Source organism: Shewanella holmiensis (assembly GCF_025370255.1).
Taxonomy (GTDB): Bacteria; Pseudomonadota; Gammaproteobacteria; order Enterobacterales; family Shewanellaceae; genus Shewanella; species Shewanella holmiensis.
Genome location: NZ_JAMTCD010000010.1, coordinates 1 through 21807, shown reverse-complemented (window position 1 = coordinate 21807; position 21807 = coordinate 1). Strand labels below are relative to the sequence as shown.

At 41.7% G+C, this 21807-nt stretch carries 23 protein-coding genes and 1 pseudogene; 18 read left to right on the top strand and 6 right to left on the bottom strand.

Annotated elements, in window-relative coordinates:
* Window positions 1–117 precede the first annotated feature (117 nt).
* The 4 genes from NE535_RS09480 to NE535_RS09465 all read left to right on the top strand — a co-directional run bounded on the left by NE535_RS09480 (window position 118) and on the right by NE535_RS09465 (window position 3824).
* The gene (locus NE535_RS09480; RefSeq protein WP_261298402.1) at window positions 118–819 is read left to right on the top strand and encodes a spondin domain-containing protein; all 702 of its coding nucleotides are present in this window, start codon (window positions 118–120) and stop codon (window positions 817–819) included.
* A gap of 10 nt (window positions 820–829) precedes the next feature.
* Window positions 830–1555, top strand: coding sequence for a spondin domain-containing protein (locus NE535_RS09475; RefSeq protein WP_261298401.1), 726 nt, complete (start codon window positions 830–832; stop codon window positions 1553–1555).
* Between the two features lie 80 nt (window positions 1556–1635).
* Window positions 1636–2367 (top strand): response regulator transcription factor, encoded by a 732-nt coding sequence (locus NE535_RS09470; RefSeq protein WP_261298400.1) that lies wholly within the window; start codon window positions 1636–1638, stop codon window positions 2365–2367.
* Window positions 2367–3824 carry a HAMP domain-containing sensor histidine kinase gene (locus NE535_RS09465; RefSeq protein WP_261298399.1) on the top strand — a complete coding sequence of 486 codons (1458 nt, stop codon included), beginning with the start codon at window positions 2367–2369 and terminating at the stop codon, window positions 3822–3824. Before NE535_RS09470 ends, NE535_RS09465 begins: the two co-directional genes overlap by 1 nt.
* Before the next feature lie 148 nt (window positions 3825–3972).
* Here NE535_RS09465 and NE535_RS09460 read toward each other — a convergent pair whose 3' ends face one another.
* From NE535_RS09460 to hemE, 3 genes are all read right to left on the bottom strand, one after another.
* Entirely contained in the window at window positions 3973–4185 is a 213-nt protein-coding gene (locus tag NE535_RS09460; protein WP_261298398.1) for a hypothetical protein, read from the bottom strand.
* 106 nt (window positions 4186–4291) lie between these two features.
* A complete protein-coding gene (locus tag NE535_RS09455) occupies window positions 4292–4468 on the bottom strand; it encodes a hypothetical protein (RefSeq protein WP_261298397.1) in 177 nt (58 codons plus the stop codon).
* 211 nt (window positions 4469–4679) lie between these two features.
* Entirely contained in the window at window positions 4680–5744 is a 1065-nt protein-coding gene (gene hemE / locus NE535_RS09450; RefSeq protein ID WP_261298396.1) for a uroporphyrinogen decarboxylase, read from the bottom strand.
* Between the two features lie 445 nt (window positions 5745–6189).
* Between hemE and rsd the strand changes: the two genes are divergently transcribed.
* Complete coding sequence (gene rsd, locus NE535_RS09445; RefSeq protein ID WP_261298395.1) at window positions 6190–6657, top strand: sigma D regulator; 468 nt, start codon at window positions 6190–6192, stop codon at window positions 6655–6657.
* Between the two features lie 96 nt (window positions 6658–6753).
* Here the strand turns inward: rsd and NE535_RS09440 are convergent, their stop codons facing one another.
* From NE535_RS09440 to NE535_RS09430, 3 genes are all read right to left on the bottom strand, one after another.
* Window positions 6754–7803, bottom strand: coding sequence for an MJ1255/VC2487 family glycosyltransferase (locus NE535_RS09440; RefSeq protein WP_261298394.1), 1050 nt, complete (start codon window positions 7801–7803; stop codon window positions 6754–6756).
* A gap of 14 nt (window positions 7804–7817) precedes the next feature.
* Window positions 7818–8327, bottom strand: coding sequence for a phosphatase PAP2 family protein (locus NE535_RS09435; RefSeq protein WP_261298393.1), 510 nt, complete (start codon window positions 8325–8327; stop codon window positions 7818–7820).
* 217 nt (window positions 8328–8544) lie between these two features.
* On the bottom strand, window positions 8545–8799 hold the full coding sequence (locus NE535_RS09430) for a uroporphyrinogen decarboxylase (protein ID WP_261298392.1): 255 nt from the start codon (window positions 8797–8799) through the stop codon (window positions 8545–8547).
* A gap of 395 nt (window positions 8800–9194) precedes the next feature.
* On the opposite strand from NE535_RS09430, the gene rraA reads away from it, so the two are divergent.
* From rraA to NE535_RS09365, 13 genes and pseudogenes are all read left to right on the top strand, one after another.
* Complete coding sequence (gene rraA, locus NE535_RS09425) at window positions 9195–9680, top strand: ribonuclease E activity regulator RraA (RefSeq protein ID WP_261298391.1); 486 nt, start codon at window positions 9195–9197, stop codon at window positions 9678–9680.
* 66 nt (window positions 9681–9746) lie between these two features.
* Window positions 9747–10793 carry a formimidoylglutamase gene (locus tag NE535_RS09420; RefSeq protein WP_261298390.1) on the top strand — a complete coding sequence of 349 codons (1047 nt, stop codon included), beginning with the start codon at window positions 9747–9749 and terminating at the stop codon, window positions 10791–10793.
* Window positions 10794–11063: 270 nt separating this feature from the next.
* Window positions 11064–11819, top strand: a complete 756-nt coding sequence (ubiE, locus tag NE535_RS09415) for a bifunctional demethylmenaquinone methyltransferase/2-methoxy-6-polyprenyl-1,4-benzoquinol methylase UbiE (protein WP_261298389.1) — start codon at window positions 11064–11066, stop codon at window positions 11817–11819.
* Window positions 11819–12439: a ubiquinone biosynthesis accessory factor UbiJ gene (locus NE535_RS09410; protein ID WP_261298388.1), complete on the top strand. Its 621-nt coding sequence runs from the start codon at window positions 11819–11821 to the stop codon at window positions 12437–12439. The genes ubiE and NE535_RS09410 overlap by 1 nt, the downstream gene beginning before the upstream one ends.
* The gene (gene ubiB, locus NE535_RS09405) at window positions 12436–14085 is read left to right on the top strand and encodes a ubiquinone biosynthesis regulatory protein kinase UbiB (protein ID WP_261298387.1); all 1650 of its coding nucleotides are present in this window, start codon (window positions 12436–12438) and stop codon (window positions 14083–14085) included. The genes NE535_RS09410 and ubiB overlap by 4 nt, the downstream gene beginning before the upstream one ends.
* Before the next feature lie 107 nt (window positions 14086–14192).
* Window positions 14193–14432, top strand: a complete 240-nt coding sequence (gene tatA / locus NE535_RS09400) for a Sec-independent protein translocase subunit TatA (protein WP_261298386.1) — start codon at window positions 14193–14195, stop codon at window positions 14430–14432.
* 6 nt (window positions 14433–14438) lie between these two features.
* Window positions 14439–14858, top strand: a complete 420-nt coding sequence (tatB, locus tag NE535_RS09395) for a Sec-independent protein translocase protein TatB (RefSeq protein WP_261298385.1) — start codon at window positions 14439–14441, stop codon at window positions 14856–14858.
* 3 nt (window positions 14859–14861) lie between these two features.
* Complete coding sequence (tatC, locus tag NE535_RS09390) at window positions 14862–15620, top strand: twin-arginine translocase subunit TatC (protein ID WP_261298384.1); 759 nt, start codon at window positions 14862–14864, stop codon at window positions 15618–15620.
* 46 nt (window positions 15621–15666) lie between these two features.
* Window positions 15667–16233: a hypothetical protein gene (locus NE535_RS09385; protein WP_261298383.1), complete on the top strand. Its 567-nt coding sequence runs from the start codon at window positions 15667–15669 to the stop codon at window positions 16231–16233.
* Between the two features lie 7 nt (window positions 16234–16240).
* Complete coding sequence (locus tag NE535_RS09380; protein ID WP_261298382.1) at window positions 16241–17053, top strand: TatD family hydrolase; 813 nt, start codon at window positions 16241–16243, stop codon at window positions 17051–17053.
* Entirely contained in the window at window positions 17053–18975 is a 1923-nt protein-coding gene (locus NE535_RS09375; RefSeq protein ID WP_261298381.1) for a sensor domain-containing diguanylate cyclase, read from the top strand. The genes NE535_RS09380 and NE535_RS09375 overlap by 1 nt, the downstream gene beginning before the upstream one ends.
* Window positions 18976–18989: 14 nt before the next feature.
* The gene (gene hemB, locus NE535_RS09370; protein ID WP_261298380.1) at window positions 18990–20000 is read left to right on the top strand and encodes a porphobilinogen synthase; all 1011 of its coding nucleotides are present in this window, start codon (window positions 18990–18992) and stop codon (window positions 19998–20000) included.
* A gap of 182 nt (window positions 20001–20182) precedes the next feature.
* Window positions 20183–21807 (top strand): annotated as a pseudogene (locus NE535_RS09365) (hypothetical protein); the annotation flags it as partial.

Below are 21807 nucleotides of genomic sequence, written 5' to 3'. Positions count from 1 at the left end.
ATTTATCATAACAAAATAACCTGAACCTAACGATGTTAAACTTTTGTGATAATTTAGCGATAACCCAGTGAACTCCCTTTGTAATACTAGCTGTAATTAAACAAAAGGAGCTCGGTTATGAAACGTACATTAGTTAACGCTAGCCTACTAGCAGCAGGTTTATTGAGTTTATCAACCCAAGCCGCAGACATTGAAGTCAGTGTCACCAACCTTACCCATGGTAATCACTTTACGCCACTGTTCATCGCCGCTCATACCAGCGACAGTCATTTATTTCACGTCGGTGAAATGGCGTCGCCAGCACTACAAAAAATGGCAGAAGGCGGTGACATTGCCGACCTTGATACAGCCGTTACAGGCACAAATGGTGTCACCTCAGCTAACCCAGCCATGGGGTTACTTGCGGCAGGAGCCAGCGTTAATGATGTCATGCTAGATACCGCTGATAACACTCATCTTTCTATTGTTGCAATGGTACTGCCAACCAACGATGCATTTATCGGTTTAGACAGTTGGAAAATTCCAACTGAAGCAGGTACTTACACAGTTTATATTAATGCCTATGATGCAGGCACAGAAGCCAATGACGAAATCATTAATGGCGGCGGCATGTCAGGTGTAGCAGGTATTCCGGCAGCTCCCGGTGGTAACGGCGGCGCTAATGGTACTGGCGTGATGGACGGTGCAGATAACATGTACGTCCATACTCACCCTGGCGTATTAGGCGATACCGATCCTGCAGGCGGGCCCAGCGATTTAGACAGCCGCATTCACCGCTGGTTAAACCCTGTGGCGAAAGTTGTGGTCACAGTAAAATAGGAGGTAAAACATGAAAACCACCGACATTAAACTTAAACCCAGCTTACTTGCCTTATTTGTGGTATCGACATTACTCAGTGGTTGTGGAGACGACGATGAAGTTGTTGTCACACCCGAGCCAACACCACCGGCAGTGGTTATGCAAACGTATACAGTAACAGTGACAAACTTAACGGCGAATCAACCCATGTCGCCGGTGATTGTCGCATCGCACAGTGCAGACGCTATGCTGTGGCAAGCTGGTGAAACGGCAAGCCTTGCCATTGAAAAAATGGCAGAAGGTGGCGATACCGCAGATATCGCTGCACTAGAAGCTGTCACTAATAGCGTAAATGGTGCTGGCATGCTGATGCCAGGCATGACTGAAACCCTCACGTTAACGTTAGCCGAAGCTGACGTCGCAAACCTCAGTTTGGTAACCATGTTGGTGAATACTAATGATGCCTTTACAGGGGTCAATGGTGTCAACATTGCAGAAATGGATGTCGATATACCAATAATGATGCATTACATGGCCTACGATGCGGGCACAGAAGCTAACACAGAAGCTAAAGGCAGTATGCCTGGACCTGCTGATGGCGGAGAAGGCTTTAATGCTGCCCGAGATGATGTAAATTTTGTGCATATTCATCCCGGCGTGATCAGCCAATATGATGGTTTAGCTGACTCTGTCCTTATGCCTTCGCATCGTTTTGATAATCCGGTCCTTGCTGTCACCATTACGCGCACTGAATAAAATTTCAGCAGGAATGAAATTTAATCTTCTCAATACAGGTCTATTGCCATGGATGCAGGGATCTGTCTTGAGGGATACACATGAATCATTCAACAAAACATAATGGACACGCTAACCCACAACATATTTTATTGGTTGAGGATGAACAGGATTTAGCCAAATTAATTCTGCTGAATTTAACAGCATTAAATTATCAGGTATGTCACGCCACAACATTAAAGCAAGCCATGCAGATCATTGAACATAAAAAACTCGACTTAATTTTAATGGACAGAATGCTACCTGACGGCGACGGGATCATACTATGTCAGCAACTCAGGCAAGCGCAAAAAGAAGTGCCCATTATGTTATTGACCGCCAAAGATTCAGAAGCAGATATAGTGCTGGGGCTTGAAGCAGGCGCAGATGACTATCTTGTAAAGCCTTTCAGTGTATTGGAACTGCGTGCCAGAGTGAAAGCTCATTTAAGACGTGGACAAGTTCAGCATGACCATCAGCAGCAACTCGACTTTCATGGTGTCAGCATTAACGCCAGCACGCGAGAAGTATTGGCATTTAATAATGCATTAGAGTTAACCGCACGTGAGTTTGATTTATTGCTTTATCTGGCTCAACACCCGCAACAAGTATTTAGTCGGTTACAGCTATTAGAAGCGGTCTGGGGCTATAACTACAGCGGATACGAACACACAGTCAATAGCCACATAAATCGCTTACGTAACAAACTGTCCCGCTGTTCAGAACACGACTTAGTGAAAACCGTGTGGGGCGTAGGGTATAAATTTTCGCCACCTGAGGCACATGCTCACTAATGAATCGTCTATTTAATCGATTATTCTTTGTCGCTACCGCGATAGCACTACTGTTATTTGTGGCATTATGGCAATGGCTACAACTAAATCATGAGTTCAGTCGCAATCAAATTCAGCAATCACTGCACCTCGAATTAGCGGAGCATATGGCGCATATTAATCCACTGCTATCACAGGGGATCACTTCAGATGCCGCTTTAAAAGAAGCCTTTCATGATTTTATGTTACTGGGGCCAAGCTTTGAAATTTATACCTTAGATCCAAATGGCAAGGTAATCGCCTATGATGCAAAAGAAGAGAAAATTAAGAACCACCGTGTCGACATTAATATTATTCAGCAATTTTTAGCTGGCAAACACCTGCCATTACTTGGCACAGATCCACGCTCACTTGATACCCAAAAGATTTTTTCAGCTGCCAAGCTGATAAATAGCCAAGGGCTACATAGCGGCTATTTATATGTGATTATTGGCGGTGAAGATTACGATAGCTGGCAGGCGTTAATTAATGCCGAAAACCAACCCAAAATATGGGGGGCGACTATAGGTTTTTGGGTAATATTTGCCCTAATATTATTTGTAATCTTACTGCGCTATTTTACCCGCCCAATTCACAAACTTGCTCAGGATTTAAACGCGTTAAAAACCTTACCTATTTCTGAAAATCTAACCTTACCAGAACGCTATAGGGGAAGTTTAGAAATAAGCCAATTAAGTGAGCATATCAATCATTTACTGCAAGAAATTCAGCAGCAGCAACAACAGGTTAAGCGCCAGCAACAGGCCAAACACGACTTTTTACTGCATTTGTCCCATGACTTAAAAACCCCATTAACCGCGTTATTAGGCTATATCGACACCTGGCTCATTTTACCCGCAGATGAGCGCGATGCAGTACTTATTCAATATGCTGCGAACTCAGGCCAAACGTTACAGCAATTATTAGCACAACTGCTAGAGCTCGCCGCATTAGAAAATGGCCAAATTCATGCCCAGCTGCAACAAGTCGAATTAGCCAGTTTATTAAATGAGGTTGAAAAAACCTTTGCTCCGAGAGCTAAAAACTTAGGTATTTCACTGCAATTTAAGCTTGAGCGACCAAGCCAAACCTATACCGACCCTCAGTTAATGCGCCGTATATTAAATAACCTTGTCGATAACGCCCTGCGTTACACCCCAAAAGGTGGAACGATTCAGATTATTAATCAACAATATCAAGGGCAACAATGGTTAGCGGTAAGAGACACGGGTGCTGGCATGCATCAACATGAAGTTGAGGCATTAAAGCAGCTATCGATTCAACCCGCACACTTTAGCCATAATCAACCGTTACCCCAATTAGGCGTAGGATTAGCAATTGTCAGACAATTACTAGGCATATTGAAATGCCGAATTGAAATCGCTAGCCAACCCGGCATAGGCAGTGAGTTTAAAATTGAATTGGTTAGCCATCATTAAATTAAAATGAGCCTCAAACCACATGCTATTAGCACCATCCCTCCTCCTTACATACTCAATGACTATCAATTGGTTATAGTGAATATCAAAGGGATTTTGCTTAATTAAACTCACCTGAAGTAAGGTGTTTTTAGGCTAAAAGCATTAATTACAATTGAGCAAACACCTTTTTCAGCTTAGGAAATACCAAGCTAACAACCCCTCCAAATAAGCTTGCCCACATAAAACAAACTACAGCAGCCGTCATGTAAATGCCTGTCATATAATCAGCATGTACAAGATAGAATTGGTTAGCACCAGTAGTCAGTAATCCAATGAACATGGCAAAACAAACGATGCTGATAATAATGTTAGCTTTCATAATGTAACCTCAGGTAAGTAATAGGTATAAATGGTTTTCAAATTGATAAATATTACACAATTTAATTTTTCACTAAACAATCCGCTTAAAATGTTATGACTTCACTTCAATAGCGTGAATAATCCAACGGACTACATTCAACACGGAATAAGCTGGTTATATGACGGAAAAATAACGTGAGACGAATGTATTTTTCATCAACCTTACCAATATGACTATGGCGACCGATAAACTGACATTTGGCCACTACCATAGATGAGTCAACTGCATAATACTCTTGCATGAGGTTATTTTAAGACAAATTACAGCTTAAAAATAAATCGTATTTGATGGATGAAACCCTCACCCCAATTACGTGACTGCAACCATGAATAAGTTTAATCAGGGAATAGTGATAACAACCCTTAGTCAAAATTTAGCCATAAAAAAACGAACCATAATATGGTTCGCTTTTTCTTTAGTATTCTTGAAGCTATCTAATGATAACCAGAAGTTTACTTATGGTATTTAACAGATAGCTCGTTAACTGAGTTGATAAATGCGCCAGCGTGCTCAGGATTAACATGCTGGTGAATACCATGGCCTAAGTTAAATACATGGCCAGTACCTTCACCGTAAGACGCAAGAATCTGTTCTACTTCTTGACGAATACGTGCAGGTGAAGCATATAGTACTGATGGATCCATATTGCCTTGTAAAGCCACTTTGTGCCCTACGCGACGACGTGCATCACCAATATCAACAGTCCAGTCTAAGCCTAACGCATCACAGCCGGTTTCAGCCATTGCTTCTAACCATAAACCGCCACCTTTAGTGAATAAGGTTACCGGTACTGTACGACCTTCAGCTTCACGGGTTAAGCCATCAACGATTTTCTGCATGTAGCGTAATGAAAACTCACGGTAAGCGTGGTGAGATAGCGCACCGCCCCAAGAATCGAAAATCATTAACGATTGAGCACCGTTAGCTACTTGTGCGTTTAGATATAAAATAACTGAATCAGCTAATTTATCTAACAACATGTGTAATGTTGCTGGCTCTTCGTAAGCCATTTTCTTAATTTTTTCGAAAGTTTTGCTTGAGCCACCTTCAACCATATACGTGGCAAGTGTCCAAGGAGAACCAGAGAACCCAATTAATGGTACTTCGCCTTTCAGCTCACGACGAATGGTGCTTACAGCACGCATTACATAGCCTAGCTCATCTTCTGGATCTGGCACGCAAAGCTTTTTGATTGCATCGATAGTGTCAGTTGGGCGCTGGAAACGTGGGCCTTCGCCAGTTTCAAAATACAAACCTAAGCCCATTGCATCTGGCACAGTTAAGATGTCTGAGAAAAGAATAGCGGCATCTAAGTCATAGCGGCGTAAAGGCTGCAAAGTTACTTCACACGCTAGATCTTGGTTCTTACAAAGAGACATAAAGTCACCGGCTTCAGCACGGGTTGCTTTATATTCTGGAAGATAACGACCTGCTTGACGCATCATCCATACTGGCGTTCTGTCTACAGGTTGTTTTAATAAAGCACGTAAATAACGATCATTCTTTAGTTCTGCCATGGGGGCTATTTTCCTAGATTGTTATGAATTTTGCAGGGCGGTAGTTTAGCACTTACGCGATTAATGTAACCACTTATGCGATATTTATGTGAGCTAATCCTAAATCTGTTGCTAAAAATGTGAAAACACCTCAAATTTCGCTCACAAAAACAGCAAAAATGATTTCAAAAACACATAACATCGATTATTAGTTGCACCACGAGTGTGCGTTTGGTATAAAAAGTATGCGCTAGCAAGAACAATCAAGAAGCTCGATTTATCGAGCCCTTAAAAGCTTATTTACCCAGTGATAGTCTACTATCGCTGGGTTTTTTATTTTAAATCTAAGGTGAATTAAATTAAGCTGGTTTGTCCTTTGATAAATAAAGCATAAAACAGTTGATCAACTGAGTACTTGTCCAATACAGTAGGTAATATTGTAAGATAGCAAGTTAAGGGCATCAACATGCTTACACAGCTCGAAAAAGCAGAACAACGTTGGGGTGGCGCCAATAAATTAATCGATCAATGGTTAACCCATCGTCGTAAATTGCTTATCCAATATTTTACCCTCGCCGGACTGGCTCCTTATACCCGTGCAGAAAAAAGCTTACCTAGCATCAACGACGTCCAAGAGTTTTGTGCCCAGTTAGTTGATTATGTTTCTGAGGGGCATTTTGAAGTTTATGATCGCGTAGTCAGTGAATGTGCGACTCACGGCCCAGAGAGTAAAGCTATTGCCCAAAGCTTGCTGCCCAAAATCAGTGACAGCACCGATACTGCGCTTGATTTTAATGACAAATATACTGAATCTGAAGACGATAAAGTTCTTTATCAACTTGATAAAGATTTAGCACAGCTTGCTCAAGCTATGGAGTCTCGTTTTGAATATGAAGACGAATTATTAGAGATTCTCCATAGCCGTCATTCTTAAAACCTTAAAACCTTAAAACCTTAAAAACCATACTCAAAAAATAAGCTCAAAGTGCATTACACTCTGGGCTTATTTTTTATCTGCAATGACACTATTTTACTGACGTTTACGCCAATTTTCCGGTAATTCAACCTGCGACCATAGCTGATCACACAACTGTTGTGGTTGCTGCCATTCGCCTATTGTTAACCAATCGACTAAAGCGTCCCCTACTTTTGGATAATGGATTGCTTCTGGTGATGGCGCTTTTAACCAACGAGTAAGTTTGGCATTGTCCAATGTTTGCATACAGTCTGCCGCGGCGAGTAACTCTAACGCAGCCACATTTGCCGATTGTTCAAACTGCCCTATCAGCGGTTTTACTAACAGCTTTTTACCTAATGCCATTGCTTCACTGGCCAGTTCAAATCCTGCATTAGCCATTACACCACCGCACTGTGACAAATGCTGCTTAAAGCCATCTCGGCTAAACCCATGCCATTGAATATGTTCAGGCAAAGGCTTAATCGGTTTGACACTGTGGTAAACAAAAAATTGGTAATCATCAAACGGCTTTAAAAACTCTGCTATATCATCGGCATTTTCAAACGGTAGATACACCAATATTTGATGGCAAAATTGCGACGATGCCTCATCCACTTCAACAAATGGCGGTAATATAGGGCAGCCAAAATGGTGCCAGTGGCAACCTAAAGCAATATCTGTGGGAGCAAAATGATTGAGGATCACCTCATCCAACCAGCTGCCACCTTGTTTAGGAACCGGATATTGCAATGCTGCTTGATGACTAATTGAAATGGATTTAACCCCCTGCTGCTTTGCAGCCCAAGCGGTTACAGGTTCAAAATCATTTAGCACCAGATCATAGTCCCGCACATCCAATTGTTTAACCTCGTTAAATATTGATCGGCTGACACTATTTTGAGCGGTTTTAAGCAAATTAATGCGGCCACTTTCTGTCACAAATGATAGACCTTTGCGCACCTGGTAATCACCAAACTCCTGCATATCAAAATAATGCTCTTCAGGCCTGCCACTAAAGAGAAAATCGACCTCAATGTTTCTGTTTTTCATCGCCTTGGCCATTACGCGTGCGCGACTAATGTGACCATTTCCAGTGCCTTGTACCCCGTAAAGGATTTTCATGTTTTAGATCCCTATTACACAATTCGTTGAGCTAACATTACCGAGCCCATGCCTAATCCCATCCCTGCAACAATATCTAACGGATAATGCACACCTAATGCGATACGGGATAAGCCAACGGCCAGCGCCCATAAATAAGCCAAAGGGGCAAAAACCGGAAAACAAATATGAATCACACTGGCCACGACAAACGCCCCTGCAGTGTGACCTGACGGTAAGCTGAATTTATCCGACGGTTCGAATTGGCAATTAAAATCGACCAATGCATAACAAGGACGTTGACGACGAATTGCATTTTTAAATATAAGATAAAGCGGGAATTCAATGATGAAACTCAGTAGCAATAGATTAAAAAACTGCTGTCCTTGCCCGTGTATCAGCAACATTGTCACTGAAATATATACATACCAATGACCGTCACCTGTTGAGGAAACTTTCAGCACCGCCGTTGAGAGTTGTTGTTTACGTGTAAAATCAATAATGGAATAAAACAGGTATTGATCGACTTTGCTAATCAAATTCATTGCCACTCCCTTCGCGTCATGCCCGCAGTTTTACCTATTTGCAGATTAGTCAGATCCAATGACTACAAAGTGACAATTATTCGAAGCTTTTATGACAAGACAGAAGATGATGGAAAGAAGGTGAATGAAGAGTATAAGTTAAGAGGATAAATGAGGTGAATCATTCACCCTTAGTTGTTCGAGTTAACAAGTAAGGGTGAGCATTATGCAATAGTACTTAGGCAGAGGCGACTTGTACTTCAGGGGTCTTAGTGCGATAAATTTTCACTAAGTGATAAATATTAATCCCCGCCACAAACGCATTCATCCCGGCAACTGGCCATGCATCGATAGCATATCCATACGCAGCAAACAAACCACAACCTACAAAGTTTAACCAACGTAACATGATGATATCTTTCATCATTAACGAAATTGCAACCATAACAGAAGCAACATAGCCTAATATTTCAATCATATTCGTACTTTCCATAAGAACCTCTTTAAGGCTCTCTGCCATCCGTAAGCGTAACGAGGGATCCGTGCCCCTAAAGCAAATAAATAAAATAAACTGATGCTAAAAACCACTGATATGTTAACAAGTTGCTAGCTGTGTTAGTAATTTATAAACGTATTTTAGTGATCATGATCTATAGTTGATGGGTAAATAGTTAAATTTTAAAGTAAATAAACTCCAAAATATGCTATTGTTCTCAAAACAAATCATTGCGTTCTATATATAGTATTATCATTCTAATTAGATTTGCAACAAGGTCGTGACGAATAACGCTTTTAATTTAAAAAAAACCCCATATAATTCATTTAACTTTGCCTTTAATAGCAATTAATCCAGTGCAATGAACCTATTGCAGCCATTAGGAGTTATCTATGGAATACAACACCTCAGAACTGTGCGACATGTATATCGATGTGGTCGACGTTGTCGAACCAATGTTCAGTAATTATGGTGGTTGCAGCTCTTTCGGCGGCTCAATTAGCACCATTAAATGCTTTGAAGATAACGGTTTAATTGCCGAAGTGTTACAAGAAGATGGCGAAGGAAAAGTCTTGTTGGTTGATGGTGGCGGCTCATTACGCCGTGCATTACTGGATGCCAGCATTGCTGAAATTGCTGTTGCTAACAACTGGGAAGGTATCATCATTTACGGTACGGTCCGCGATGTTGATGCATTAGAAGAGCTAGATATCGGTATTCAAGCCATTGCTTCTATTCCTGTCGGTGCAGACAGCAATAGCGTTGGCGAAGTGGAAATTCCAGTGAACTTTGGTGGGGTGACTTTCTTACCAGGCGATCATATTTATGCCGATAATACTGGCGTAATTTTATCACCTGAACCACTAGATATCGACTAAGTTATAAGCTATTAAAAAGCCAGCATTGCTGGCTTTTTTTGTCTCTGCCAAGGTCAATTTGAAGGTATGCCAATGCTAACTATGTTTAACAAAGCTGATTTCGCATCATTAGTTAACCGTCGAGATGGCGAAACAAAGCTGGGTGAGCAATTTCTGTTTTTAGATAAAGCATCTATAAAGCACGATGACATCTCTTCTGCACTCAAGCATGCCGCTGAGCAAGGGGCAAAATTTGCCATTATTGGCATAAGTGAAGATATTGGTCCGCGCGCAAACTTAGGCAGAGGTGGATCAGATGATGCCTTTACCCCCAGCATCAGCCAGTTTGCTAATTTACAGTCAAATCGTTTTTGTCAGGGGGATCTGTGTGTTGTTATTGGCATCATTAGCCCTGACAATTTGATTGCCGATAACGCCGACACAGCAGCCTTACGCCATGCGACCGCAGCGTTAGACCTTCAAGTTATCACCTTCCTGAGCCAAATTTTTGCTGCGGGTTTAGAACCCATCGTCATTGGTGGCGGGCATAACAATGCTTTTGGATTACTCACCGCAGCCAAGCAAACATTCAATCAACCTATGGCGGCTGTCAATCTTGACCCACACAGTGACTTTAGACCTCGTGAAGGCAGACACAGCGGCAATGGCTTTAGTTATGCTGCAGCCAATGGAGCGCTAGACCATTATCATATTTTAGGGTTACATGAGCTCAAAAACAGCGAGGCAACGTTGGAACAATTGAGCTTATTTGGGGCTAGCTGGCACACTTTTCAACAAATTTGGGTACGTCGTGAAATCAGTTTAGATAGCGCGCTTAGCCAAATATGCCAAGAACTAAACAACACCAATTTGCCTGTAGGCTTAGAACTGGATGTTGATGCCATTACAAAAATGCCAAGCAGTGCATCCACTTTTGCTGGTGTGCCTCTTTTAGACGCCTGTCATTATGTTTATCGCGTAGCGAAACAATGTGAGTGTGCTTACTTACATTTGGCTGAAGCTGCGCCTCAGTGTCACGAGGCTGGCCTCAGTGCGGGGTATCGAGATGTTGGGCAGGGCATAAGCGAATTGATTTATAGTTACATACAAGGCAGACAAGCAAGACTGAGTTAACCTAAGCCTTACTTGGTCGGGCACTTTATCTAGGTGGCCACCATGGCAGAGTAGATTTTCATGTCAATATTATGCTCTAATGCGGGGCAAAATTATGCTCTACTTTGCTGCAATTGGCATCACGATTTAACTATGGTCTTATTACGCTAAGGTTACGTATCACATATTATCGGCTTGATTGTTATCACACTCTCGCGTTTAGGTGATGTTGCAAGTTACAACAATGGCATAAACTAGCAATTAATTATCGCACATTATAGGAATATACCCATGTCTGAGGGCGAATCAAAAAACACCCACTTTGGCTACAAAACCGTAGAGGCTGAAAAGAAAGCCGATCTCGTTGCGGATGTATTTCATTCTGTTGCAGCAAAATATGACATTATGAACGACGTGATGTCGTTTGGTGTACATCGCTTCTGGAAACGTCACACGATTGAGGTTGCCGCGGCACGCCCAGGCATGAAAGTATTAGATTTAGCCGGCGGCACCGGTGATTTAACCGCTAAGTTTTCGCACCTTGTCGGCGATACAGGCCAAGTGGTACTAGCTGATATTAATGATTCTATGTTGAAAGTCGGTCGTACAAAATTGCGCGACAAAGGCATAGTGAGCAACGTTAGCTACGTGCAAGCCAATGCCGAAGCGCTGCCTTTTCCTGATAATCATTTTGATATTATCACCATCGCATTTGGTTTACGTAACGTTACCGATAAAGATGCAGCATTGCGTTCAATGCAACGCGTATTAAAACCTGGTGGAAAATTATTAGTGCTTGAATTTTCTAAGCCGCAGCATGAAATTATGCGTAAAGTTTACGACCTTTACAGCTTTAAAGTATTACCTAAAATGGGCGCGTTAATCACACAAGATGCTGACAGTTACGAGTATTTAGCAGAATCTATTCGCATGCATCCGGATCAAGAAACCCTCAAACAAATGATGATCGATGCAGGCCTAGAGCAAGTCGATTACACCAACATGACTGACGGTGTTGTCGCTCTACACAGAGGTTATAAGTTCTAATGAGCGTAAATCACTTTGCCTTGTTTACCTGTGCGGCTATCGAAACAGCATTAGCTAAACTGCCGACGCACGCACAACAAGATTATACCCGTTTGAAAAGTTTACACGGCAAAGTGTTCTGCATTCAACTCACCCAACTGTCTTGGCCACTGTATTTTATTTTTGCTAAAAAAATTCAGGTAATGACCCAATTTGAGGGTGATGTTGCGGTGACTGTTAATGCCGATGCGTCGACCCTAAATAAACTTCGTGAAGGCGCTAATCTGACTGAGCTAATCAAACAGGATAAGCTCAGTATTGATGGCGACATCCAACTACTGCAAACCTTTAGCCATTTTATTCAGCATATTGAATTTGATTTTGCTGAACCTTTATCCCGTTATATCGGCGATGCCCCAACCCATAAATTACTGACCACCACGCAGCAGTTGGGACAGGATTTAAAATCAGTGTTGATCAAAACCCGCTCTCATCTTAGCCAACTCACCACTGAAGAGTATCGTCTTGCACCACACAAAATAGATTATCTGCACTTTCGTGATAACCTAGAACAACTTGTCACGCAAACCGATGCTGTCGCTGCGCGTATTGCCAAATTAAGAGAAAAATTACCCTCATGACAATTGCTAGTATTAGGCGTGGTTACCATGTCATTAAAACCGTACTCAACTTCGGCCTTGATGATTTATTACCTCGACACAAAACGCCCTGGTACTTCAAATTATTGCGCATGTGTTTTTTCTGGTTACGCAACCGCCATAAAGATAAAAAACCAGCTGAACGCTTAAAGCTTGCCATGCAAGAGCTGGGGCCGGTTTATATAAAACTAGGCCAAATGCTGTCAACTCGACGTGATTTATTGGACGACGAATGGGCGTATCAACTTGCAATGCTGCAAGATCGCGTACCGCCATTTGATTCAGCCTTGGCCCGCGAGGCAATTGAAACAGCCCTTGGCGAGCCAATCGAAAACCTATTCGATCACTTTGAAGACACCCCGCTTGCCAGTGCCTCTATCTCTCAGGTGCATACCGCAACCTTAAAATCAAACGGCAAAGAAGTCGTCTTAAAAGTATTACGACCTAATGTTGAAGCCAACATTAATGCTGATTTACAGCTTATGATGCAAACCGCTAATCTATTAGAACGTTTGCTAGGTGAAGGTAATCGCCTTCGCCCTGCTGAGGTCATTGATGATTATCGCACCACGATTTTGGGGGAGCTAAACCTCAAACTAGAAGCGCTCAACGCCACAAAACTGAGAAACAACTTTTTAGATTCAGATGCGCTTTATGTACCTTATGTATATGAAGAACATTGTTATCAACGTTTGATGGTGATGGAGCGTGTGTATGGCATTCCCGTATCCGACACCGCAGCACTTCGCGCCCAAGGTACCAACTTTAAATTGCTTGCTGAACGCGGCGTTGAGCTATTTTTCACTCAGGTGTTTAGAGATAATTTTTTCCATGCAGACATGCATCCAGGTAACATTTTTATCAGTACAGAACACCCTGAAAACCCTTATTACATTGGGTTAGACTGCGGCATTATGGGGACCTTAACCGAGGTGGACAAACGCTATCTTGCTGAAAACTTTTTGGCTTTTTTTAATCGCGATTACCATAGAATTGCCCAGCTTTATATTGAATCGGGTTGGGTATCAGAACACACAGATGTGTTGGCATTTGAACAAGCTGTGAAAGTGGTTTGTGAGCCTATGTTTAATAAGCCCCTTGATGAAATCTCATTTGGCCATGTGTTGTTAGAGCTGTTTAGAACCGCCCGTCATTTTGACATTGTAGTGCAGCCTCAACTGGTGTTACTTGAAAAAACGTTATTGTATATCGAAGGGCTAGGCAGGCAGTTATATCCTCAGCTTGATTTATGGCAAACCGCTAAGCCCTTTTTAGAAAACTGGATGGCAGAGCAAGTTGGCCCTAAAGCCATGTTTAATAAAGTTAAAACGAATGCACCATATTGGGCAGACATGCTACCTGAATTACCTGAGTTAATTTATGACAACCTAAAAGTTGGCCGTAAGTTATTGGGTACTCAACAACAAATGCTTGATAAGTACTTACGCTACCAACAAAAGTCTCACAAAAGTAACTACTTGCTTATCACTTCTGCTGTTTTGTTGATCTGTGGCACAATATTATTCAATCAAAGCGCTACACTATGGCCCGCTTACACTTGTATCTGTGCTGGCAGTATTTTATGGATAGCAGGATGGCGATCTAGGCCAAAGAATCGTAAATTTTAGCTAGCACTAATTTATTAGAAGTTCATAATACTTAAATAAATTGACCTTATAATGGTTTTTTAAGTTTTGTGAAACAAGACACCATTTATATTTAAAGAGGAAATCCCATGGGCGGCATCAGTATTTGGCAGCTTTTAATCATAGCGCTTATCGTTGTTCTATTATTCGGCACTAAAAAACTACGTTCATTAGGTGGTGATTTAGGCGGCGCGGTAAAAGGGTTTAAAAACGCCATGTCATCTGAAGATGAAAAGAAATCATTAGAAGATACCACTGCGCAAACAGCACAAACCTCACAGCAGGCGACTGAAAAGAAACCTGAGTCTAAGGACAAAGAACAGGCGTAATTTATTATGTTTGACGGTATCGGCTTTATGGAGCTGCTGCTAATAGGTATTTTAGGGCTGGTTGTTCTCGGCCCTGAACGTTTACCTGTTGCAGTACGTTCAATTACAGGATGGATCCGTGCCATAAAACGCATGGCAAATTCAGTGAAAGATGAACTTGAGCAAGAGCTTAAGATTGAACAATTGCATGCCGACTTAAAAAAAGCGGAAAGCAAAGGTTTATCAAATTTATCACCTGAATTACAGCAGTCAATTGACGAGCTAAAACAAGCAGCCCAGTCGGTTAATCGCCCTTATCAGGTCGAAGACAATAACCCGACGCAAACATCTGCACCCACTGCACCTGCAGTAGAAAAACCTGCCGATGAGGCCGCTAAATCTTTATCAGATACTAGCAACTCTAGTTCAACTAAATCCAACGGATAATTCATGTCGCAGCAGCAACCGCTTATTAGCCATTTGCTAGAATTACGTACCAAATTACTAAAAGCAATCGGCAGTGTTTTACTGGTTTTTATTGCCACTGTATATTGGGCGAACGATATCTATCATTACGTCGCGTTACCGCTAATGCAGTCTTTGCCTGAAACGGGTAGCATGATTGCAACCGATGTTGCTGCCCCGTTTTTTGCCCCATTTAAACTGACATTAGTTTTGTCATTTTTTGTGGCGATACCATACGTGCTCTTTCAAATCTGGTCTTTTGTTGCACCAGGCTTATACAAGCATGAAAAACGTCTCGTTGTGCCGTTATTAGCCAGTAGTACCTTTTTGTTTTACTTAGGTATCGCTTTTGCGTATTACGTAGTGTTTCCCGTGGTGTTTGGATTTTTCACTAGTGTCGCACCTGAAGGCGTGCAAGTTGCAACCGATATCAGCAGTTATTTAAGCTTTATCTTAAAACTGTTTTTCGCCTTCGGTTTAGCGTTTGAAATTCCAGTTGCTGTGGTATTACTTTGTTGGGCTGGGGTCACAACACCTGCTGAATTAAAAGAAAAACGCCCATATATTGTTGTTGGCGCATTTGTTATTGGCATGTTGCTTACTCCTCCTGATATCATCTCCCAAACTATGTTAGCCATTCCTATGCTACTGCTGTTTGAAGGCGGTTTATTAGCGGCTAAATTGTATACACCCAAAGATGACGACGAAGAAGATGTGCCAGACAACGAGCACGCCAATAACTAATCCTTAATGCAACAAGTGATTAGTTAATAATAACAAGGAATAAATCATGCGCTTAACTTGGATTTCAGCAGCCCTTATTGTGGCATCGACTACGGCACAAGCAAACACCGGATTAGAACAACAACTTTCAATTTGTGCGGTTAAAAGCGATAAGCTTGACCGCCTAATTTGTTTTGATGATTTAGCTGCCAAAGTGCAGCAAGCTAATGCAAATGGCCATGCCGTTGCCGTAACATTACCTGCGGTTGCGGTTCAAACAACCGCGCCGACCCAAGCTGTGGCAGCAACAGCCATAACTGCGCCGGCAGTTCAAAGCAACGCCGTGCCTGTAGCAAGTTCAGTACCACAAAATCCTGTCGCAGATTTTGGTTTACAAAAAACTGTCGAGGAAGATCTCGGTAAATTATATTTTGAAGTTGCAGCAGTAACTAAAGATCCCTATGGCGCATTCATCATTACACTAAACAATGGTCAAGTTTGGAAACAAACCGAAAGCGATCGCTATAAACTCAATAAAGGTCAAACAATCTATATTGAAAAAGGGGCATTGAGTTCATTCATACTCGGAACCGATGATCGCAACTCGACCACTAGAGTTAAGCGCTTAAAATAAACTATTAATGACCCAGCACATTGATATTGCCGTCAATCTACTCAGCCCGAGTTTGATAGACAAATGCGGCGACATTATCGAGCAAGCGGCGAAACAACATGTTTCGCCTTTGATCGTTATAGGCAGTGAGCTTGATGAAAGCCGTCAAGCGATAAGCTTATGCGAGCAATATCCTTCGCAGTTATTTTGCACTACTGGGGTTCACCCTCACTATGCCAGTCAATGGACTCATGCAAGTGCTGATACGTTAAAGCAACTTGCAAAACAATCCTCGGTGGTTGCCATTGGCGAATGCGGCTTAGATTACAATCGTGACTTTTCTCCGCGCGATAAACAACGACAAGCCTTTAGTGCCCAACTGGAAATAGCCTGTGAGCTGCAGATGCCGGTTTATATGCATTGTCGTGATGCTCACGATGATTTTATCGCAATAGTAAACCAGTACAGAGCCGATTTACCTAACGCAGTTTTACATTGTTTTACAGGTACAAAAGCTGAGTTAGATGCTTGTTTAGCGGAAAATTTATATATTGGTATTACGGGTTGGATTTGTGATGAACGCCGAGGCCAAGCCTTAGCGGATCTAGTGAAGTACATTCCAAATAACCGTATTATGGTCGAAACAGACGCCCCTTACCTGCTGCCTAGAAGTATGCGGCCCAAACCTAAATCCAGTAAAAACTTACCGCAATATCTCCCCTATATTGTCGAGTCGATGGCGAAACTTCGTAGTCAAGATTATACTGAGCTTGCCCAACACTGTTATCAAAATAGCCGCGTATTTTTTAATTTACCCTCGACGATTTCAGGCAAGAAATAATGCGCTTAATTAGCCATGCGAGTTATCAACCAAAATTGTTGTTTGGATTAGTATTAGTCATATTAGGCTGGGTACTTATTTGCCAAGCACATGCTGCCGCTAACCAAAATCAGCCCGCTGTGCGCTTAAGCAATAGTTCTATCACTCAAATCAAATTGACCGATTGGTTGTTTATTCAAACTCAAAATGACATAAAAGATTTACCTACTCTAGAGCAGCAACCAGCATCAACATGGCGAAAAGTCACCCGTAAAGACACCCAAGTCATCGGTGTCAAAGACATGTGGCTTCGTTTCAGTATATATTCACCAGATGACTTTCAAACCCGTATTCTTGCTTTAGATAACCCTTTATTGGATAGCATCGTTTTATACCATAAAATTAATGGCTCTCTGGTCGCTAGTACCCAAATGGGTGACTCCTTAGCGTTTGAAAATAGGCCTCTACAAAGCAACACCTTTTTGTTTCCTTTTGCACTTAAACCCGGTGAAACACATCAATTCCTACTCAAAATTGACTCCAATGGCAGCTTGAATTTACCGTTGGTGTTGTGGTCTCCGAATGACTTAACTCAAGTAATTGAAACCCAGAACCTTAATCATGGTTTACAGATTGGCTTTCTGGTCGCTATTGGGGTGTTCAGTCTATTTATCGCCCTAGCATCAGGCTCATTCAGTTTCAGTTACTATAGTGGTTATGTACTCAGTTTAGCATTACTGATGGCGACGATTTACGGTGTATCATTTCGGTATTTATGGCCCGATTGGCCACATATTCAAAATGTGATTATTCCCTTTATCATCCCGATGGTAATGGGGTTCAATTTAATGTTCACCGAAAAAGTATTATTGCTGAAGTACCATAACCTGCAAATGCTGCGAGCATGTCGCATACTTGCAGCGATCTCTTTCGCTTTGGCATTCATATTGCCTTTCATTTCATACCGTATCGCAATTCAGCTACTGATTTATTTCGTCACCTTAGTGTGCGTCATTTTAACCATATTTGCGGCTATGCAAGTATGGGCAGGCCAGCGAAATGCAAGGCTATATGGTTTTGGTAGAGTCACCTTATTAATCAGCTGTATTTTCTCTGCTGGGATTTATCTTGGTATATTCGATATTAATATCGCATTACAAACACCAATAATGTTGGGGGTGACGTTAGAAGTCATTACCATGGCCGCTGTGCTTGCTATTCGATATAACGATGAACGCAAAGCCAAGCTTAGAATCCAACAACAAGCTTTAGAACAAGCTGAGCGTTTAAGGGTCACTCGAGAGGAATCTCTTAAAGCGGAAGCGGAATCGAATGAGCGATTAGAGCAAATGGTGCAAGAACGAACCTTAGAACTAGAGATTACTTTGCGTGAATTAAATGAAGTCAATCAGAAGCTGACTGAACAAAACACCATTGACAGTTTAACTGGGGTTAAAAATCGCAGTGTATTTGACAGACGACTGATTGCCGAAGGGCGTATTAGTCGACGCCAACAAACCCCGATGGCATTACTCATGCTGGATATTGATAAGTTTAAAAACATCAATGATCAATATGGCCATTTGGCAGGAGATCATACATTACAAATCATCGCCCACTCCTTGTCTGAAAATTTAAAGCGTCCAACCGATCTGGTGTCACGTTTTGGGGGAGAAGAATTTGCTATCATCTTGCCTAACACTGATGAAGATGGTGCAATGCAAGTTGCCGAAATAATCCGTAAAGCCATTGAAGTATTAAATATTAAGTGGGATAGCCACGATATTCCTCTTACCGTCAGTATCGGAATTTCAGTGGCCATTGTCGACAGTGATGATCACCCAACAATTTTATTAGACCAAGCTGATAAAGCGCTATACCTAGCTAAGCGCGGTGGTAGAAATAAAGTCTGCCTTTACTCGGCCGAATCAGAAGCATCTTAACCCTGGAGTAGAATGTGAATATAATTACTAGTGCCTTTCCTCAGCGCAGAATGCGCCGCATGCGTAAACATGAATTTAGCCGTCGTTTGATGTCTGAAAACAGACTCACAGTAAATGACTTGATTTATCCAATGTTTATTTTAGAAGGTACGCAACGCACCGAAAAAGTGGCTTCTATGCCGGGTGTAGAACGTTTCTCTATCGATTTACTGCTAAAAGAAGCAGCTGAATTAGTTGAGCTTGGAATTCCATTAATCGCTTTATTCCCTGTTACTCCAGCGGACAAAAAATCATTAATGGCTGAAGAAGCATATAATCCTGATGGTTTAGTCCAACGCGCCGTGCGTGAATTAAAAAATGCCTTCCCCCAGTTGGGCGTGATGACCGATATCGCATTAGATCCTTTCACAACCCATGGTCAAGACGGCATCATAGATGACACAGGTTATATCTTAAATGACATCACCACTGAAATTTTGGTGAAACAAGCTTTATCACATGCTGAAGCCGGTGCCGATATTGTTGCACCATCAGATATGATGGATGGCCGAATTGGTGAAATACGTAAAGCATTAGAAGCTGCTGGGCATGTAAATACCCAAATTATGGCTTACTCAGCCAAGTATTCGTCTAACTATTATGGTCCTTTCCGTGATGCGGTCGGCTCTGCTGGTAACTTAAAAGGTGGCAATAAACACAGTTATCAAATGGACCCAGCTAACAGTGATGAAGCCTTACATGAGGTTGCCTTAGACATTCAAGAAGGCGCTGATATGGTAATGGTCAAGCCTGGTATGCCGTATCTTGATATCGTTCACCGCGTAAAAACCGAATTGGCAGTACCGACTTTTGCTTATCAGGTCAGTGGCGAATACGCGATGCACATGGCTGCTATTCAAAACGGCTGGTTAGCCGAAAAAGCTATCGTGATGGAGTCATTACTGTGCTTTAAACGTGCTGGAGCTGACGGTGTATTGACATACTTTGCCAAACGTGCTGCCCAATGGTTGAAAGAAGAAAAGTAAACCATTGATATACCACAAAAAAAAGGAAGCTTAGCGCTTCCTTTTTTGTTTTTTTCAACCTGTGATTAGAAACTAGTCTTTGAATTTTTTACTCTGGAGGATTATGCTGAAATACTAGATTTTCGATATTTTTTAATATCCAAAACAATCCTAAGGTTATGGATAGCTTTGAAGGGATAATTATGAGTCAAGCTGACGTTATTTTTTATATTAAAATTGGCCATCAATTTTGGGCGGTTTTAACGGATGGTCAATGGGTTGCTATTGAAGATTCGCAAATGGAACCGCTCATTCCCTTTTATGAGTTTAGTATAAATACGTTGGATTTAACATCTGCGTTACCTGTCATTCTCTCCATAGATAACCAAGAAGTTATTATTCCTAAGTCAGTGCTAAAATTATTAGCAGAAGACATGGCAATCGACATACGAGATGAAAATACCTATTATCAAACTGATGCCAATCAAGGGCTAAATTACTTCTATCAAGTTATACAAAATCAGAATAATAGCTTAATTGCTAAGTCAGGGTTTACCACACAAGCTGTACCAACTGACTCTTTGAGAAATAGTTTCGACAATTCAAGCATCAATCAAGACAGCTTTTTACCACTTAAGTTATCTATCACTATCTTAGATGGTGGTGATGGGTTTATCAATTTAGCTGAAACGCCAGTCGTAGACTTATATGGAATGGCAATCAATGCTCGCGACGGCGAGCTACTACAAATTGTATTAACAGATATCAACGGCGTGCAAATCATCCTTGAGGCCACTGCATTTAATGAGCGCTGGCAGCTGGATGATATTGATTTATCGACTTTAAGTGATGGGCAAATTCTCGCTATTATTACAGCTCTTGAATACCCCGGGCAAGCCGAGCCTGCATTTGATTCTAGTGTTAAAGATACTCTTGCAAACATCACAGTTGAAATTGTTGATAATGACAATGTCATCAATGCTACCGAGATAACCAAAGTTATCATTCAAGGTACAGTAAAAAATGTTGAAGACGGTCAAACCGTAACCGTATTTCTAACCGACAATTTAGGCCATAGCCTGACCTTAACAGCCATAGTCAATGGCGGTGTGTGGCAACTCAGTCCCCAGGATTTATCCCGCTTCGATGATGGTTCGCTAAACGTTACTGCCAGTGTTAATGATATAGCGGGCAATCCTACCAACGCTTCAGCTAAGATGCCTGTTGATATCATTGCCGAAATCGATATTAACGTTATCACTGGACGTGATGATCATATTAATAGATTTGAAATGTACCGTTTGGATTTTTCAGGCAAAGTGAATGACGTTGAAAACGGTCAACCCATTACGATTACTCTAACCGACACTGCAGGCAATCAGTTAACCTATCTCACAACAGTTATTGAAGGTGTATGGCACATCGACAAAGCCAATGTATCAAGCTTGGTCGATGGCAATATTACATTTACAGCAACAACTATCGATTTAGCCGGTAATTCGGCAACATCCTCTATCGTCGTACCTAAAGATACTGTAGCCGTTTTATCTATTAACGCTAATGATGCCGATCACATCATTAGCCAACAAGAATCACTCTCAACTTCCCTATCAGGTGAAGCTAGTAATTTAGAGAATGGCCAACAGGTTTTAGTTTGGATAACCGATACTTTAGGGCAGCGAATCTTTGTTAAAACAATCATCGAAAATGGCGTCTGGTCAATTGATAATATCGACCTTTCAGGGTTAACAGATGGACCCCTTTACTTAAAAGCTATTGCTATTGACATTCATGGCAACCCAGCCTTTGCAGCCAACTCTATATTGAA